Raw genomic sequence first — 14,916 nt, 5'->3', positions numbered from 1 at the left:
GCACGCCCTCGACGACCACGAGGAGTCACGATGACCGGACCACTTGTCGCACCACCGGGATTGCACGACGTCATCGTCGCCGACACCGAGATCGGGGACGTGCGCGGATCGGAGGGCTTCTACCACTACCGCCAGTACTCGGCGATCGAGCTGGCGCGCACCCGCTCCTTCGAGGAGGTGTGGTTCCTGTTCGTGCACGGGCATCTGCCCACCGCCGCCGAACTCACCGGATTCGTCGACGTGGTGCACGAGCTGTCGGTGCTGCCGCCCGAGGTCGGCGGAATCCTCACCGCGGCAGCACTACTCGGTGGCGAGCGGGACTCGCTGGCCGGGCTGCGGACGGTGTTGTCGGCGGCAGGCAGCGCCACCGGCACGCAACCGTTATGGGACAGCGACGACGAGCAACGTCGCGTCGACGCCATCCGGGTCGCCGCACTCACCCCGACGATCCTCGGTGCGCTCGCCCGGATTCGCGCCGGTGAGGAGCCCCTGGCGCCGCGCCGCGATCTGTCGGCGGCCGCCAACTGGCTGTATCTGATCTCCGGGCGCGAGGCCACACCGCAACATGTACGGGCGATCGAGCATTACCTCATCGCCACGATCGATCACGGATTCAACGCATCCACCTTCACCGCCCGGGTCATCGCGTCCACCGGTGCGGACGTGTTCGCGGCGGTGTGCGGTGCCATCGGGTCGTTCTCCGGGCCGCTGCACGGCGGGGCACCCGACCGTGCGCTCGACGCACTCGACGAGATCGCGGCGTTCGGCGATCCGACCGAGTGGGCACGCCGGCAGGTCGAGCAGCGGCAACGCATCATGGGATTCGGGCACGCGGTGTATCGCACCGCCGACCCGCGCGCGCTGATGCTGCGCGAGATCGCCCGCGAACTCGGCGGTCCCCTTGTCGAGCAGGCCGTCGCCGCTGAAGCCGCGATCACCGACGTGCTCGCGCAGGCCTATCCCGAACAGCCCCGCTACGCAAACGTCGAGTTCTATGCCGGGGTGGTGATGGAATGCTGCGGGGTGCCGCGCTCGATGTTCACCCCGACCTTCGCGGTCAGCCGGGTGGTCGGATGGAGCGCCAACATCCTCGAACAGGCCCGCAGCCGCAAGATCATCCGGCCCGCCGCCCGTTACGTCGGGCCGGCCCCAACCGTGACCGGGGAAGGCGTGCCAGACTGAGGACATGGCACGTCAGGTCTATCTGATCCGCGCGATCAACGTCGGGGGCGCGAAGTTGCCGATGGCGCAATTGCGTTCGCTGGCCACCGAACTCGGCGCCACCGAGGTGAAGACGCACATCGCGTCGGGCAACCTTGTCTGCACCCCGCCGGGGAGCCCCGACGACTTCGCCCGGACGCTCGAGACGCGGATCGAGGATCGCTTCGGCTTCTTTCGCGAAGTGATCGCCCGGTCGGCGGCGCAACTAGGGGATGCGGTGGCCGCGTACCCGTTCGACGCCGGCGAGGAGAAGTTCGCACACCTCTACTTCCTGACCGGCGTCCCTGACGCGGAGCTGGTGAAGTCGTTTCTGGACAATGACTTCGAACCCGACGAACTGGCAGTGATCGGGGCAGACCTGCACATCCGCTATCGGGCCGGAGCGGCGGCCACCAAGTTGTCGGTACCCAAGATCGCCCGCGGTCTCGGCGTCACCGGCACCGGCCGCAACCTGCGCACCGTCCGCACCTTGATCGAGCTCGCGCAGAGTTGAGCGTGGCGGGCCGGGCGCTACACGCGCATCAATGCCGCGGTCACCGCTCCGATGTCTTCGCGCTGCTGCGCGAACGGCGCTTCCCACAACTTGCGAGGCAGTTCCTCGAGCTTTTCCACCGCACTCTCGAGCTGTTCGAGTCGTTCGGTCTTTTCGTCACCGCTCAATTCCGTCGCGGCGATGAGTTGATCGTCGACGGCGAACACCGCGTCGTCGAGGCGGTCCCGCTCGGCGAGGGTCTGCTCGTCGTGCGGGATCGCCGGATTCTGGTGCACGTCGGCGATCGCATAGCGAACACGTCGGTGCAGCAACGCTTCCGGTGAGGTGGCGGTCGTCCAGTCGTCGGGGGCCCGGCTCGGCTTGCCGGGGATCAGGTCGGTCGAGCGCGCGAACGCCCGGACCCGCTTGTCGGAATCCCAGGCGAACCAGATGGCCCCGATCAGGATGAACAGTGCGACGAAGACGATGACGCCGATGACAACGATCGCGATGGCCGACATAATGCGACCTTAGCCCAATGCGGTTTGTGCTCAGCCGGGCTCGTGTGCGGCCCGCACCGCTGCCGCATTGACCCGCGTGAGCACCGAGTGCAGTTCTTCGAGGTCGGCGCGGTCGACGCCGAGCGCGTCGACGACGGCGGTCGGAATCGACAGCGCCTGCTCGCGCAGCGCCCGCCCGGCGGCTGTGAGATCGACGTCGACGTTACGGACATCGTCGTCGCGGCGACGGCGTTCGATGAGCCCGGTGGCCTCGAGTCGCTTGAGCAGCGGTGAGAGCGTCGCCGAATCGAGTTGGAGCGCCACGCCGATCTCCTTGACCGCCTGCGGCGAGGTCTCCCACAGCGCCAGCATCACCAGGTACTGCGGATGCGTGAGTCCCAGCGGATCGAGGACCCGACGGTAGATCCGCAGGACCGATCGGTTGGCGACCGCCAGCGCGAAGCACACCTGCCGTTCCAGCAGGAGCGGATTATCGTCGGCGCCCCCCGGTCCGGCGATCGGCGTTGTCGGCTCCGACATGGCCCTCCTCTTCGGAACGTATGCGTTGTTCACATGGTAGGGCGGGCGGCACCGGGCGCGTCTCCCGACGGTTTGCCCGCCACCAGATCTTCGATGGTCAGACCCCATTTACCGAAGCGGGTATCGAAGTCGGCGGCCCGCTTCGCGCTGCACGCCGCCTTGGCCGGGGAATAGCGGTGGGCGGCCCACCGCGAGTGCGGCCGGGCCAGCCGGATCGCACCGACCCAGCCCACCGGGACGATGAACGCGCCGACCGCGGCCGTCGAGTATTTGCCCTTGGCGACGCACATCAGCACGCACGCGATGTGGATCGGCAGGATGACGAGGATTCCGAGGTTGCCGTCGAGGTGGGCGGTCGAGTCGTCGTCGAACGGGTCGATTCCCAGTGCGAGCAACCCGAGCGCCGCGGTCGTCAGCGAGACCACCTGCACCGAGAGCTGGCCCTCGGTGGTCCAGTAGACGTCGCCGAGATGCAGGATCAGGGCGAACTCGTCGAGCACCAGGCTCGCACCGACACCGATGAGGACCGCCGCGACCAGCGCACCCGGGCGATGGCCGGCGACGGCGACCGAGGTGACCGCACCGACGAGCAACAGGATGAGCCCCGGAACCGCGTGATGGATGTGCACCCCGCCGCGCACGTTGTTGCGAAACGGCCCGCGGCCCGCCCGGATCAGGCGCGTGATGGTCCGGGTGATGACGAAGGTCAGCAGAAACGCGATGAACAGCAACGACACCGGCAATCGACCCGAGTGCCAGAAGTGCTCGAGCGCGCTCACGGTGCGCTCAGGCGCCGCCGCTGATCCCGGTGCGGCGCTGTTCGATGAGCAGGCACCGGTCCTCGACGTAGAGCAGTCCGGCCGATTCGGCGATCTCACGAGCCTCCGGTGAGGCGATACCGAGTTGCAGCCACAGAGCGGTGGCCCCGACGGCGACGGCCTGCCGGGCGATCTCCGGAGTCTGCGCGGACGGCCGGAACACATCGACGAGGCCGACCTGCTCGGGAACATCGGCCAACGTTGGATACACGCGTTCGCCGACGATCTCGGTGGCGGTCGGGTTGACCGGGATGATCCGCCAGCGCTTGGACTGCATGACTGCGGGAACCTCGCCCGCGGCCTTCGCCGGATTCGCACTGGCCCCCACCACCGTGATGGTGTCGTAGGTGCGCAGGATCTGTTCCACCACATCGTCGGTGCTCATGGCGTCGAGTCTAGAGCGCGCGGGCGCCGGTCCTGCGGGCGTGAGGTGGTGCGGTCCGAGTCGACTACGATCCCGTCACGACCCACAGGCTTCGACCCATGGGCATCAAGGAGAGCCCAGTCGACGTGACCAGGCTTCTCCCGCCCGGTAACGGCGGGCCCGCCCCACATCAGCAGCCCTACGGGCAACAGCCGTACCCGTATCCGCCACAGCCGCCGCAGAAAAAAGCGGACGGTCTGGCCATGGGTCCTCGGGAGCGTCGTCCTCACGATCGTCCTCCTCATCGGCGGCGGCTTCGCTGTCGTCAGCCTCGCCGAGCATGAGGCCGTCAAGGAATTCCAGCGGAGGGTAGAAGTCACGTATCGGGTGACTGCCTCCGGGGTCTCGGACGTGGACGCCTCCTGGTACGTCAATGGCATCGAGGACGAGAAGGCGACCAATATTTCGGTGCCCTGGGAGAAGGTGACCGTGACCGGCCCGGATTCGTCAAGGAACGCGCAACGCCATTCAGCCCCGCAACCGAATATAACTTGCAGCTATAGTGAGGCGGATTCTAGGTAGTCACGCAACACCGGTTTCGGCGTCACAGAGTAGTCGATCGAGGACTTCGGCGGGGGTGTGGAAGTCGTGTCGCTTGCGTGGGCGGGCGTTGAGTTCGGCGGCGATGTTGTCGAGCATTCCGGCGCCGAAGAAGGACAGGTCGGTGCTTTTGGGGAGGTATTGGCGCAACAGTCCGTTGGTGTTCTCGTTACTGGGTCGCTGCCAGGGCGAGTGCGGGTCGCAAAAGTACACCTTGAGTCCGGTGGCTTTGGCGATCGCGGCATGGTTGGCCATCTCAGATCCCTGATCCCACGTCAGCGAGCGCCGGATGTGGGCTGGCAGGGTCGACATCTTGGCGATCACGGCTTGTTCGACGGCTGCCGCGGTGTGGTTTTCCGGTAGGTGCAGCAGCATCACGAACCCGCTGGTGCGTTCGACCAACGTTCCTACTGCGCTCCCCGACGCGGTTGACCCAAGGATCAAATCGCCTTCCCAATGACCCGGCACCGCTCGGTCGGCGACCTCTGCCGGACGTTCGCTGATGTTGATCATCCCCGGTATTCGAGTACGCCGGGAATCGACCATCGATCGCGGCTTACGACATACCCGTCTAGTTCGAAGATGTTGTTGCACTTCACGTTTCAGTCCGCCACGAGACTGAATGTAGATGGCTTGGTAGATCGTCTCGGTTGACACGCGCATCTCCAGATCCTCGGGGAAGTCAACTTTGAGTCTGCCGGAGATCTGTTCGGGGCTGTGGTTGAGCGACAGGTACTGCTGCACGTGCTGACGTAGGCGGGCATGGGTGGCCAACTTCGCCGAGCGTGGTGCTCGGCGTCCGGCCTCGGCGTTGGTTTGCCCAACCATCGGTTTATAGCCGTAGCGCGTTGTTTTACCGCGGTGCAGCTCGCGCGAGACGGTACTCGGAGCACGTCCGAGTCGCCGGCCGATCTCGCGGATCGACAAGCCCGATGATGACAGCCGCAGGATCTCCTCACGCTCGCTGAACGACAAATATCGGCCGATAGGATCGGCTACTCGGACAGGATTCACCCCACCAGCGTTCGCCAGGATGTTGTGTCCCCAGGTGTGCGACACGCCGACACTTTGCGCGGCCTCGTTGACGGTCATCCCAGACCGGATCGCCTGCCAGAACCGACGATGAACCTCAAACGGCAACGGCGGACGCCGTGATGCACGAGCCATAGCAACACTCCTCAGATCAGGGGTGTTGCGTGACTACCTTGAACCTGCCTGACGGTCGCGACGATTATCGTCTCGGCCGTCGCTATAGCCGCATTCTGTATTCGCGTCAGTAGCATTTCGTCCTCGACACGCACCACACATCCGCAGGCGATCCACCGGTGACAAGCCCTGGCCCGTTATGCCACCACCACCGCTGTTGGCCAGCCCCGCAAACTCCCTCGGCAGTCGGTGTACACGCGCACGGCCGCGCAGGCAGACTCTTCCCGGATTCGTCAAGGAACGCGCAACACCATTCGGCCCCGTCACCGAATATAACTTGCGGCTATGGCGACGGTCGCGACGATTATCGTCTCGGCCGTCGCTATAGCCGCATTCTGTATTCGCAGCGGTCCGATATCAGTACTCGCGGTGGCCAGAGGACTCAGACCTGCGACGCACAACCGTGGTGATCGAGGTGGTCAACAGCAAGGCGCCGGCGGCGATCCACAGCACCGCGTCGGGGAGTCGGGTGTAGACGTATGCGCCGATGACCGCGCCCATCGCCAGCGCGATCCACATCGCCAGATACCGAAGCCATGCGGTGCGTGAGCCGCCGAAGAAGCCGTCCACCAGGCGCTGACCGGCTTTGACGAGGGTGCCGGTCATGTAGGTGATGCCGATCGACACCTCGCCGCCGCGCTGGAAGGTCGCATTGAGCAGGCCCATCGCAACCGCGATCACGACGATCGCGGGCACGCCGACACCGAGCGATCGTGCCGTCGCTGCGCCACCGATGATGACGGTCGTCGCCCACAACACCATGCTCCGCCCGTCGCGGGACCGCGACAGCAACGACCCCGCCACGACACCGACGAAGAACAACCCGATCAGTCCCGCGGCGCGGCCGGCCGACACCCACCGGCCGTTCACCGCCTCGACCGCAGCCCGCGTCGTGTTCCCGCTCATGAACGAGACGAAGTAGCCGCCGAGATGGAGAAAGCCGACCGCATCGAGATACCCCGCGATGGCGGCCAGCACCGTCGCGAGCAGCAACTCCCGTCTACGTACACTCTGCACCCGCTGATCCTGGCACATCGAGCAGGTGGGGCCGGTACGCACGTAGGGCGATCCATCCCGCGACCAGACCTAATCGGTTGTCCCCCAAGCAGTTCGCACCTGGCTGTCAATGGGCAACACGTGCCGGGCACGCTCACGTCGATCCGCTCGCTGCTGCGAATTATCAGCCCGCGAAGGAATCCAACGACAGCCGGACGACCGCGAACGCGCCGACAGCGAGTAGCGCGCACGTCATCCCGATCCCGAAGGATCTGGTGCGGGCCGGTTGCACCAGCGAGATCGTGGCCAAGACGTACACAATCCACAAAGGTGGGTAGAACAATCCGAAGACCAGAAGCAGTGCTCCCCAAACGGCACCGAGAATCGACCACACCTCGTTCTTCATAGGCCGACCAGCAACAGCAGGGCCGCACACACCATCCCGGCGGCCATTCCGCCTGCCATCGGCGAGAATCGGGTCCACGTCCCGATCCGTGGAAACAGGAAGATCCGCGTCGTCAGCACCACGACGCCTGCGCCGATCAAGACACCTGCGAGCAGACCCACCGATACCATGTCTTGCGCAACAAGAAATCTCGAGACCCCATTGGCGAGACCACCCACGATGCTCGCGGACGCGCCGGCAACCAGCGCGCACAATGATCCCGACGACCTCGCCATCGAACCGCTACTCAACTCGGCGCTCGCTCGATCCGAGGCACGGCCGATCCCGAACCGAAAGCGGGTCCGTCATCAAGCCCCCCACTGGCTTCACCCAATCGACGTACATGACATCCGCGAGGACCAGGGGCGGCTCCCGGATCCCCGGAAACGACCTCGGCCCTCCTGGCGGAAGCGGAGGGATTTGAACCCCCGGTGGTTTTACCCACGCTCGCTTTCAAGGCGAGTGCATTCGGCCGCTCTGCCACGCTTCCCTGCCGAAAAGGGTACGTGAGGAGGCCACGACGCCGAACGCGGGGCGAATGAGAGAACGCCACCGGTGCACCGACCGCGTCTACCAGGACGGACCGCGTGCGGACGCCATGGTGTGCCACGATCGGGGTATGCGTGCCGTCACCGTTTCTTCGTCCGGCGATCTGTCCGTTTCCACCATCGACGATCCGGTCGCCGGTGCCGACGAGGTGATCGTCGACGTCGTCTCGGCCGGGGTCAACCGCGCCGACCTGCTGCAACGACGCGGGCACTATCCGCCGCCGCCCGGTGCCCCCGACACGCTCGGTCTGGAGGTGTCGGGCCATATCAGCGAGGTGGGCCCGGACGTGTCCGGCTGGTCGGTCGGCGACGAGGTGTGTGCCCTGCTGGCCGGCGGCGGATACGCCGAGCGGGTCGTGGTGCCGGCAGCGCAGGTGTTGCCGGTACCGGCCGGGGTTCCGGTGGCCGACGCGGCCGCGTTGCCGGAGGTGGCGTGCACCGTCGTGTCCAACGTCGTCGAGGCCGGTGGGCTGCGCGCCGGGGAGTTGCTGCTGATACACGGCGGCTCGAGTGGCATCGGCACGCACGCCACGCAGCTCGCGCACGCACTCGACGCCCGGGTCGCCGTCACCGCGCGCACCCAGGAGAAGCTGGATCGCTGCGCCGGATTCGGCGCCGACATCCTGATCAACCACGCCACCGAGGATTTCGCCCAGGTGATCTCCGAACACGGTGGCGCGGACGTCATTCTCGACATCATCGGCGCAAAGTACTTGTCGCGCAACGTTTCTTCACTCAATACCGGTGGCCGGCTCGTCATCATCGGGATGCAGGGCGGAGCCACCGCCGAGCTTTCCATCGCGACGCTGATGGGCAAACGCGCCTCGGTGATCGGCACGACGCTACGGTCGCGCCCGGTCGACGGCGACGGCGGCAAGAGGCAGATCGTCGCCCACACACAGGCGGTGACGTGGCCGCTGATCGCCGCAGGCAAGGTGGTGCCGGTCATCGACAGCGTCTACGACCTCGACGACGCGGCCGCGGCACACGAGCGTCTCGACAGTGGCGAGGCGATCGGCAAGGTCCTGCTGCGCGTATCGGCCGCCCGACCAGCAACCGGCTAGCGCGGGGGCGGACAATCGTCGGCCGAGCAGCCGTCCCGGATCTTGCCGAAGATGCGTCCGAGATTCTCGTACTCCTCCGGCGTGAGCATCTCGACGACGTGGGCGCGGATCACCGCGTCGCGCACGTCGAGCTGGGCCCGGAGCTCGGCACGCCCGCGGTCGGTGATGCGGACCAGGCGGTGACGTGCGTCCGACCGGGAGGGCACCCGCTCGAGGAGTCCGTCGTCGATGAGTCTCCGGACCACGCGCGAGACCCTGCTGACACCGGCGTGCATCGCTGCCGCGAGCTCGCTGATCCCCGCGGACTCGCGCGCGACGATGATCTCGAGCAGCCGCATGTCGGTCACGGTCACGCCCGCAGCACTGAATCCGGCGTTGACCTCGGCCATCAGCGCCCAGCCGCCGTCGACGACCGCGCGCCACACGTCCATCTCGTCGCCGGACAGTGAGACAGACCCCATGGACACCGACCCCTTGCTCTTCACTTTCCACAAGATAGTGCGCCAGAGCGTTTCTTACGAACTCATTGGGTCATCTGACCGACAATTCGGTCGATCAGGCCAGCGAGCCGAGGGTCCGGACGAGGTGATCGACTTCGTACGGAGTCGAGTACGGGCCGAGCCCGACGGTGACCGCTCCCCCGAAATCGCCGGCCCCCATGCGCGCCAGCGCGCGGCTCGGCAGATCGGCGAGCGCACAGATCCCGTTGTCGGCCAGCCGTCGCACCACGGTGTCGGCGCCGACACCCTCCACGGTGAAGCTGACCAGGGGCACCCGGTTGTCGCTCTTGCCGATCACCGACACGTGATTGAGCTGGTCGAGCGTGTTGACGAGGTAGAAGCCGAGGCGCTGCAGATATTCGTTGACCCCATCCAGCGAGGTCGTGAGGCGGCGACGCCGCTTACCGAGCGCGTCCTCGTCGAGCCCGGCGAGATGTTCCACCGACGCCACCAGGCCGGCCAGCAGCGCACCCTGATGCTCGTCGATCTCCAGACGTCCGGGACCGACCGCGAGCGGGTCGGCGGACATCGTGTTCAGGCGGTCGATCGCGCGGGGCTCGGCGAACACCATCGCCGCCATGCGCGGGCCGCCCCAGCGCTCGGCCGACACCACGACGACGTCGGCACCGAGTTCGCCGATGTCGAGCGGCAGGTATGGGGCCGCGCTGGACGCGTCGACGACGACCATCGCGCCGACCTCGCGGGCACGGGCGGCGATCTCGGAGACGTCGGTGATGGTGCCCAGCGTCGACGACGCGAGCGGTACCGTCACGACCGCGGTGCGCCGGTCGATGAGGTCGTCGTATTGCCATGGCGGCAACTCGCCCGATTCGACGTCGATCTCGGCCCACCGCAAGCTGCCGCCGACCCGGTCGACGACGCGCAGCCACGGCAGGATGTTGGGTTCGTCGTCCTGGCGGCTGACCACCACGTTGCCGGTGAGCCACGTGTTGGGATTGATCGCCTCGGCCAGGGTCCACAACAGCACCGAACGTGACGGTCCGAGCACCACCCCGTCCGCCGACGCCGACAGCAAGTCGGCGACGGCACGCCGCGCCCCGTCCAGTGCCTCGGCGGTCTCGCGGGCAGCGGGATAGCGTCCACGCGGGGAGGCGCCGAGCCGGCGGAATCCCCTCGACACCGCACTGGCCACCGAGTCGGGTATGACCGACCCGGCCTGCGGGTCGAAGCGGATCCAGCCGTCGCCGAGCGAGGGAAAAAGTCCACGCGCATGGGCGACGTCGAAGGCCATGGCCCCACGATAGACGCGCCGTGTACAGGCCCTGGCGGGTATCCGGTGCCCAATTGGGCGCATCGGCCACAGACGCATTGGGCACAATGGAGCGCATGGTCATCGACAGCAATGCGAGTCCGTTCGGAACACCTGATCGAGACGGAAGCCCGGACGACGACAACGATCAGGTCGTCGTGGTGGGCGCCGGGTCGCCGCTGGGCACCCAGGCCTCGGCCGAGGAGTCCGCCGACGGCACCAGCGTCGCCGACATGGTGGAACAGCCGGCCAAGGTGATGCGGATCGGCACCATGATCAAACAGCTGCTCGAGGAGGTCCGTGCCGCTCCGCTCGACGACGCGAGCCGCAACCGGCTGCGCGCGATCCACGAGTCGTCGATCCACGAGCTCGAAGAGGGCCTCGCACCGGAGTTGCGTGAGGAACTCGAACGCCTGGCACTTCCGTTCACCGACGACTCCACCCCGTCCGACGCCGAACTGCGCATCGCGCAGGCGCAACTCGTCGGCTGGCTCGAGGGTCTCTTCCACGGCATCCAGACGGCGTTGTTCGCCCAGCAGATGGCCGCGCGGGCGCAACTGGAGCAGATGCGCCAAGGTGCGTTGCCGCCGGGCATGACTCCGTCGTCAGGGCACGGCAGCACCGGGCAGTACCTCTGATCACGACATCTGGGCTGATCACCCACGCTGCGCGGAGAGCGTCCGCACGGCGCTTGTATGCTGTGGCCTCGTGTCAGCGGAAGTAAGCGAGGGTCGGATCCCGCCGCCGCCATCGGGCGCCGGTTCGCGGTCCATGGCGCGCGCGTTCGGCGACCTGTCCGATGGTCTGCGCGCCCGGGAACTGTGGCTGCATCTGGGCTGGCAGGACATCAAACAACGCTACCGCCGTTCTCTTCTCGGCCCGCTGTGGATCACGATCGCCACCGGCGTCACAGCGGTGGCCATGGGGCTGCTCTACGGCCAGCTGTTCCACATGGACATCAAGTCGTTCCTGCCGTATGTGACGCTCGGGTTCATCTTCTGGAACTTCATCCAGAGTTCGATCCTCGAGGGCGCCGAGGTGTTCTCGAAGAACGAGGGCCTGATCAAGCAGTTGCCGTCCCCGGTGAGCGTGCATGTGTACCGCATGGTGTGGCGTCAGCTGATCATCTTCGCCCACAACATCGTGATCTACATCGTGATCCTGATCGTGTTCCCACAGCCGATCAACTGGACGGTGATCCTGGTGATCCCGGCGATCGTGCTGTTCGTGCTCAACGGCGTGTGGGCCTCGATCGTGTTCGGAATTCTCTCGACCCGCTTCCGCGACATCGGTCAGCTGCTGACCACGGCTGTGCAATTGGTGTTCTTCATGACGCCGATCATCTGGACGACCGAGAGTCTGGGACGCCAGAGCGGCGAGAAGTCGGCGCGGCTGCGGCTCGTCGAGCTGAACCCGATGTACCACTACCTCGACATCGCACGCGGCCCGTTGCTGGGTGAGTCGGTGGCCTTCTATCACTGGCTGATCGTCATCGGCTGCACCGTGGTCGGCTGGCTGATGGCACTGGCCGTGATGCGCAATTACCGGGCCCGCGTGGCCTATTGGGTGTGACCGCCGCGCCATGGGCGACCGGCGGAGATAAGGCGACGACAACGATGGCCACGAGCAAGAGCAACGTCCGGGTCGACACCTGGGACGCCTGCGTCGACTTTCCGATCTTCGACGCCAAGACACGGTCGTTGAAGAAGTCGGTGATGGGCGCGGCCGGTGGCGTGATCGGCGCGAATGCGTCGAACGTCATCGTCGTCGAGGCGCTCAAGAACGTCAATCTGCATCTGCAGCACGGTGATCGCGTCGGACTTGTCGGCCACAACGGTGCCGGCAAGTCGACGCTGCTGCGGCTGCTGTCGGGGATCTACGAGCCGACGCGCGGCCATTGCCAGGTGGTCGGCCGGGTCGCGCCGGTCTTCGACCTCGGCATCGGTATGGACCCGGAGATCTCCGGCTACGAGAACATCATCATCCGCGGCATGTTCATGGGTATGAGCCGTAAGGAGATGCTCAAGAAGACCGATGAGATCGCGGAGTTCTCCGAGCTCGGCGACTACCTGAACATGCCGTTGCGCACCTACTCCACCGGCATGCGCGTGCGGCTGGCGCTCGGCGTGGTGACCAGCATCGATCCCGAGATCCTGATCCTCGACGAGGGCATCGGCAACGTCGACGCGGACTTCATGAAGAAGGCCCGCACCCGGCTCGAGGCGTTGGTGGCGCGGTCGGGCATCCTCGTCTTCGCCAGCCACTCCAACGAATTCCTGGCGCAATTGTGTGACCGGGCACTGTGGATCGATCACGGTGAGATCCGGATGGACGGCGGCATCGAGGATGTGGTCGAGGCCTATGAGGGGCCGCAGGCCGCCGCCCAGGTGCGCGAGGTGATCTCGGGTATGAAGCGCGAGGACGCCGAGGGCGAATGAGCATGCAGGGCAAGGTGATCGCGGTGGTCGTGACCCACCGGCGAGCCGAGTTGCTGAGCGCGTCGCTGACGGTGCTGGCCGGCCAGACCCGGCCCGTCGACCACATCGTCGTCGTCGACAACGCCGACGAAGCGCAGGTCGCCGAACTCGTTGCGGCCCAACCGGTGCCGACGACCTATCTCGGTTCGCAGCGCAACCTCGGCGGGGCCGGCGGCTTCGCCCTGGGTATGCTGCATGCGCTGGCGCTCGGTGCCGACTGGGTGTGGTGTGCCGACGACGACGGCCGGCCCGAGGGCCCCGAGGTGCTCGAGACCCTCCTCGGGTGCGCGCGACGCCACGACCTGGCCGAGGTGTCGCCCGTCGTGGTGAACATCGACGATCCCGACACCCTTGCCTTTCCGCTGCGGCGTGGAATCGCCTGGCGGCGTAGGCGATCCGAACTGTTCGAGGACGGCGAGGACAGTGGCGAAGACCTTCTCCCCGGCATCGCCTCGCTGTTCAACGGGGCGCTGTTCCGGGCCGAGACCTTGGAGATGATCGGCGTCCCCGACCTCCGCCTGTTCTTCCGCGGCGACGAGGTGGAAACCCATCGGCGCCTGCAACGTTCCGGGCTGGCCTTCGGAACCTGTTTGACCACAGCGTATCTGCACCCCTACGGCTCCGACGAGTTCCGGCCGATCCTCGGGGGCCGGATGCACACGCAGTATCCGGACAACCCGACCAAGCGGTTCTTCACCTACCGCAACCGCGGCTACCTCATGGCCCAGCCCGGTATGCGCAAACTGCTCCCCCAGGAGTACGCGCGCTTCGGCTGGTACTTCCTCGTGCAGCAGCGCGACGTCACCGGATTCGCCGAATGGCTGCGCCTGCAGCGCCTCGGCCGCCGCGAGCACTTCGTCCGGCCGGAATAGTAGACCCGCGTCCTACGGGCAGTCCGGCTGCGGGCTGCGGGCTGCGGGCTGCGGGCTGCGGGCTGCGGCGATCTTGCCCGCAGAATTAGAACGTGTTCTACTCTGGGTGGCGAGACCACGACACCGGGAGCCATGACCATGCGTTTCACCTTCGCCGAGGCGATGACCGATCCGACCTACTACGCGCCCCTCGCGCGGGCGGCGGAGGAAGCCGGATTCGCGGGCTTCACCATCCCGGACTCGTTGGCCTATCCCGAGGAATCCGACGCGACCTATCCCTACACGCCGGACGGCAACCGCGAGTTCCTCGAGGACAAGGCGTTCATCGAGACCTTCATCCAGGCCGCCGCACTGGGCGCGGTCACCTCGACCATCCGCTTCACCCCGTTCGTCCTCAAACTCCCCGTGCGGCCACCGGCGCTGGTGGCCAAGCAGGCGGCATCGGTCGCCTACCTGACAAACAACCGGTTGGCACTGGGCGTCGGCACGAGCCCCTGGCCCGAGGACTACGACATCATGGGCGTCGACTTCCGCAGGCGCGGAAAGCGAATGGACGAGTGCATGGACATCGTCCGCGGACTCACCACCGGTGAATACTTCGAGTTCCACGGCGAGTTCTACGACATCCCCAAGATCAAGATGAGCCCTGCCCCCACCGAACCGATCCCCCTGCTCGTGGGCGGGCACGCCGATGCGGCGCTGCGCCGGGCCGTCATCCGCGGCGACGGCTGGATGCACGGCGGCGGACCACCGGAGGAGCTCGACGCCCTGCTCGACCGGATCACCGAGATCCGCAAGGCCGAGGGAAAACTCAACGACCCGTTCGAGATCCACATCATCTCGCTCGACGCCTACACCGTCGACGGCTGCAAACGCCTGGAAGACAAGGGCATCACCGACGTGATCGTCGGCTTCCGGCTGCCGTATATCACCGGCGCCGACACCGAACCCCTACAGAAGAAGCTCGACCATCTGAACTCCTACGCCGACACCGTGATCGCCAAGGTCAACGGCTGACGCGGC

General features: G+C 66.5%; 18 protein-coding genes and 1 tRNA gene. 8 read left to right on the top strand and 11 right to left on the bottom strand.

Features of this window, described 5'->3' with window-relative positions; translation table 11 throughout:
• Window positions 1-30 precede the first annotated feature (30 nt).
• Both ACLQ3C_RS06040 and ACLQ3C_RS06035 read left to right on the top strand, forming a co-directional pair.
• Window positions 31-1,182: a citrate/2-methylcitrate synthase gene (locus ACLQ3C_RS06040; protein ID WP_425704128.1), complete on the top strand. Its 1,152-nt coding sequence runs from the start codon at window positions 31-33 to the stop codon at window positions 1,180-1,182.
• Between the two features lie 4 nt (window positions 1,183-1,186).
• The gene (locus tag ACLQ3C_RS06035; protein WP_425704127.1) at window positions 1,187-1,714 is read left to right on the top strand and encodes a DUF1697 domain-containing protein; all 528 of its coding nucleotides are present in this window, start codon (window positions 1,187-1,189) and stop codon (window positions 1,712-1,714) included.
• 17 nt (window positions 1,715-1,731) lie between these two features.
• On the opposite strand, the gene ACLQ3C_RS06030 is transcribed toward ACLQ3C_RS06035, so the two are convergent.
• The 9 genes from ACLQ3C_RS06030 to ACLQ3C_RS05990 all read right to left on the bottom strand — a co-directional run bounded on the left by ACLQ3C_RS06030 (window position 1,732) and on the right by ACLQ3C_RS05990 (window position 7,652).
• A complete protein-coding gene (locus tag ACLQ3C_RS06030; protein WP_425704126.1) occupies window positions 1,732-2,214 on the bottom strand; it encodes a hypothetical protein in 483 nt (160 codons plus the stop codon).
• Between the two features lie 30 nt (window positions 2,215-2,244).
• Window positions 2,245-2,733, bottom strand: a complete 489-nt coding sequence (locus tag ACLQ3C_RS06025; RefSeq protein WP_425704125.1) for a MarR family winged helix-turn-helix transcriptional regulator — start codon at window positions 2,731-2,733, stop codon at window positions 2,245-2,247.
• A gap of 29 nt (window positions 2,734-2,762) precedes the next feature.
• Entirely contained in the window at window positions 2,763-3,512 is a 750-nt protein-coding gene (locus ACLQ3C_RS06020; RefSeq protein ID WP_425704124.1) for a hypothetical protein, read from the bottom strand.
• A gap of 7 nt (window positions 3,513-3,519) precedes the next feature.
• Window positions 3,520-3,936 (bottom strand): CoA-binding protein, encoded by a 417-nt coding sequence (locus ACLQ3C_RS06015; protein WP_425704123.1) that lies wholly within the window; start codon window positions 3,934-3,936, stop codon window positions 3,520-3,522.
• Between the two features lie 561 nt (window positions 3,937-4,497).
• Window positions 4,498-5,682 carry an IS30 family transposase gene (locus ACLQ3C_RS06010; protein WP_425704122.1) on the bottom strand — a complete coding sequence of 395 codons (1,185 nt, stop codon included), beginning with the start codon at window positions 5,680-5,682 and terminating at the stop codon, window positions 4,498-4,500.
• A gap of 396 nt (window positions 5,683-6,078) precedes the next feature.
• Window positions 6,079-6,714, bottom strand: a complete 636-nt coding sequence (locus ACLQ3C_RS06005) for a YoaK family protein (protein WP_425704250.1) — start codon at window positions 6,712-6,714, stop codon at window positions 6,079-6,081.
• A gap of 187 nt (window positions 6,715-6,901) precedes the next feature.
• Complete coding sequence (locus ACLQ3C_RS06000) at window positions 6,902-7,123, bottom strand: hypothetical protein (protein WP_425704121.1); 222 nt, start codon at window positions 7,121-7,123, stop codon at window positions 6,902-6,904.
• Complete coding sequence (locus ACLQ3C_RS05995) at window positions 7,120-7,398, bottom strand: hypothetical protein (RefSeq protein ID WP_425704120.1); 279 nt, start codon at window positions 7,396-7,398, stop codon at window positions 7,120-7,122. Before ACLQ3C_RS05995 ends, ACLQ3C_RS06000 begins: the two co-directional genes overlap by 4 nt.
• Window positions 7,399-7,564: 166 nt before the next feature.
• Window positions 7,565-7,652, bottom strand: a tRNA-Ser gene (locus ACLQ3C_RS05990).
• 129 nt (window positions 7,653-7,781) lie between these two features.
• Between ACLQ3C_RS05990 and ACLQ3C_RS05985 the strand changes: the two genes are divergently transcribed.
• Window positions 7,782-8,774: an NAD(P)H-quinone oxidoreductase gene (locus ACLQ3C_RS05985; protein ID WP_425704119.1), complete on the top strand. Its 993-nt coding sequence runs from the start codon at window positions 7,782-7,784 to the stop codon at window positions 8,772-8,774.
• On the opposite strand, the gene ACLQ3C_RS05980 is transcribed toward ACLQ3C_RS05985, so the two are convergent.
• Window positions 8,771-9,259: a MarR family winged helix-turn-helix transcriptional regulator gene (locus tag ACLQ3C_RS05980; protein WP_425704118.1), complete on the bottom strand. Its 489-nt coding sequence runs from the start codon at window positions 9,257-9,259 to the stop codon at window positions 8,771-8,773. The genes ACLQ3C_RS05985 and ACLQ3C_RS05980 overlap by 4 nt on opposite strands.
• A gap of 70 nt (window positions 9,260-9,329) precedes the next feature.
• Window positions 9,330-10,526 (bottom strand): aminotransferase class V-fold PLP-dependent enzyme, encoded by a 1,197-nt coding sequence (locus tag ACLQ3C_RS05975; protein WP_425704117.1) that lies wholly within the window; start codon window positions 10,524-10,526, stop codon window positions 9,330-9,332.
• Window positions 10,527-10,621: 95 nt separating this feature from the next.
• Between ACLQ3C_RS05975 and ACLQ3C_RS05970 the strand changes: the two genes are divergently transcribed.
• The 5 genes from ACLQ3C_RS05970 (at window position 10,622) to ACLQ3C_RS05950 (ending at window position 14,910) form a co-directional block, all read left to right on the top strand.
• On the top strand, window positions 10,622-11,182 hold the full coding sequence (locus ACLQ3C_RS05970; protein WP_425704116.1) for a bacterial proteasome activator family protein: 561 nt from the start codon (window positions 10,622-10,624) through the stop codon (window positions 11,180-11,182).
• 70 nt (window positions 11,183-11,252) lie between these two features.
• On the top strand, window positions 11,253-12,116 hold the full coding sequence (locus ACLQ3C_RS05965) for an ABC transporter permease (protein WP_425704115.1): 864 nt from the start codon (window positions 11,253-11,255) through the stop codon (window positions 12,114-12,116).
• Window positions 12,117-12,160: 44 nt separating this feature from the next.
• Window positions 12,161-12,982: an ABC transporter ATP-binding protein gene (locus ACLQ3C_RS05960; protein WP_425704114.1), complete on the top strand. Its 822-nt coding sequence runs from the start codon at window positions 12,161-12,163 to the stop codon at window positions 12,980-12,982.
• Window positions 12,979-13,893, top strand: a complete 915-nt coding sequence (locus tag ACLQ3C_RS05955; RefSeq protein ID WP_425704113.1) for a glycosyltransferase — start codon at window positions 12,979-12,981, stop codon at window positions 13,891-13,893. The genes ACLQ3C_RS05960 and ACLQ3C_RS05955 overlap by 4 nt, the downstream gene beginning before the upstream one ends.
• Before the next feature lie 138 nt (window positions 13,894-14,031).
• Window positions 14,032-14,910 (top strand): TIGR03619 family F420-dependent LLM class oxidoreductase, encoded by an 879-nt coding sequence (locus ACLQ3C_RS05950; RefSeq protein ID WP_425704249.1) that lies wholly within the window; start codon window positions 14,032-14,034, stop codon window positions 14,908-14,910.
• The last annotated feature ends 6 nt before the right edge of the window (window positions 14,911-14,916 follow it).

Origin of the sequence: Gordonia sp. DT30, from assembly GCF_049844915.1 — a bacterium.
In the GTDB taxonomy this organism is placed as follows: Bacteria; Actinomycetota; Actinomycetes; order Mycobacteriales; family Mycobacteriaceae; genus Gordonia.
This window is presented reverse-complemented; position numbering and strand designations above follow the sequence as displayed.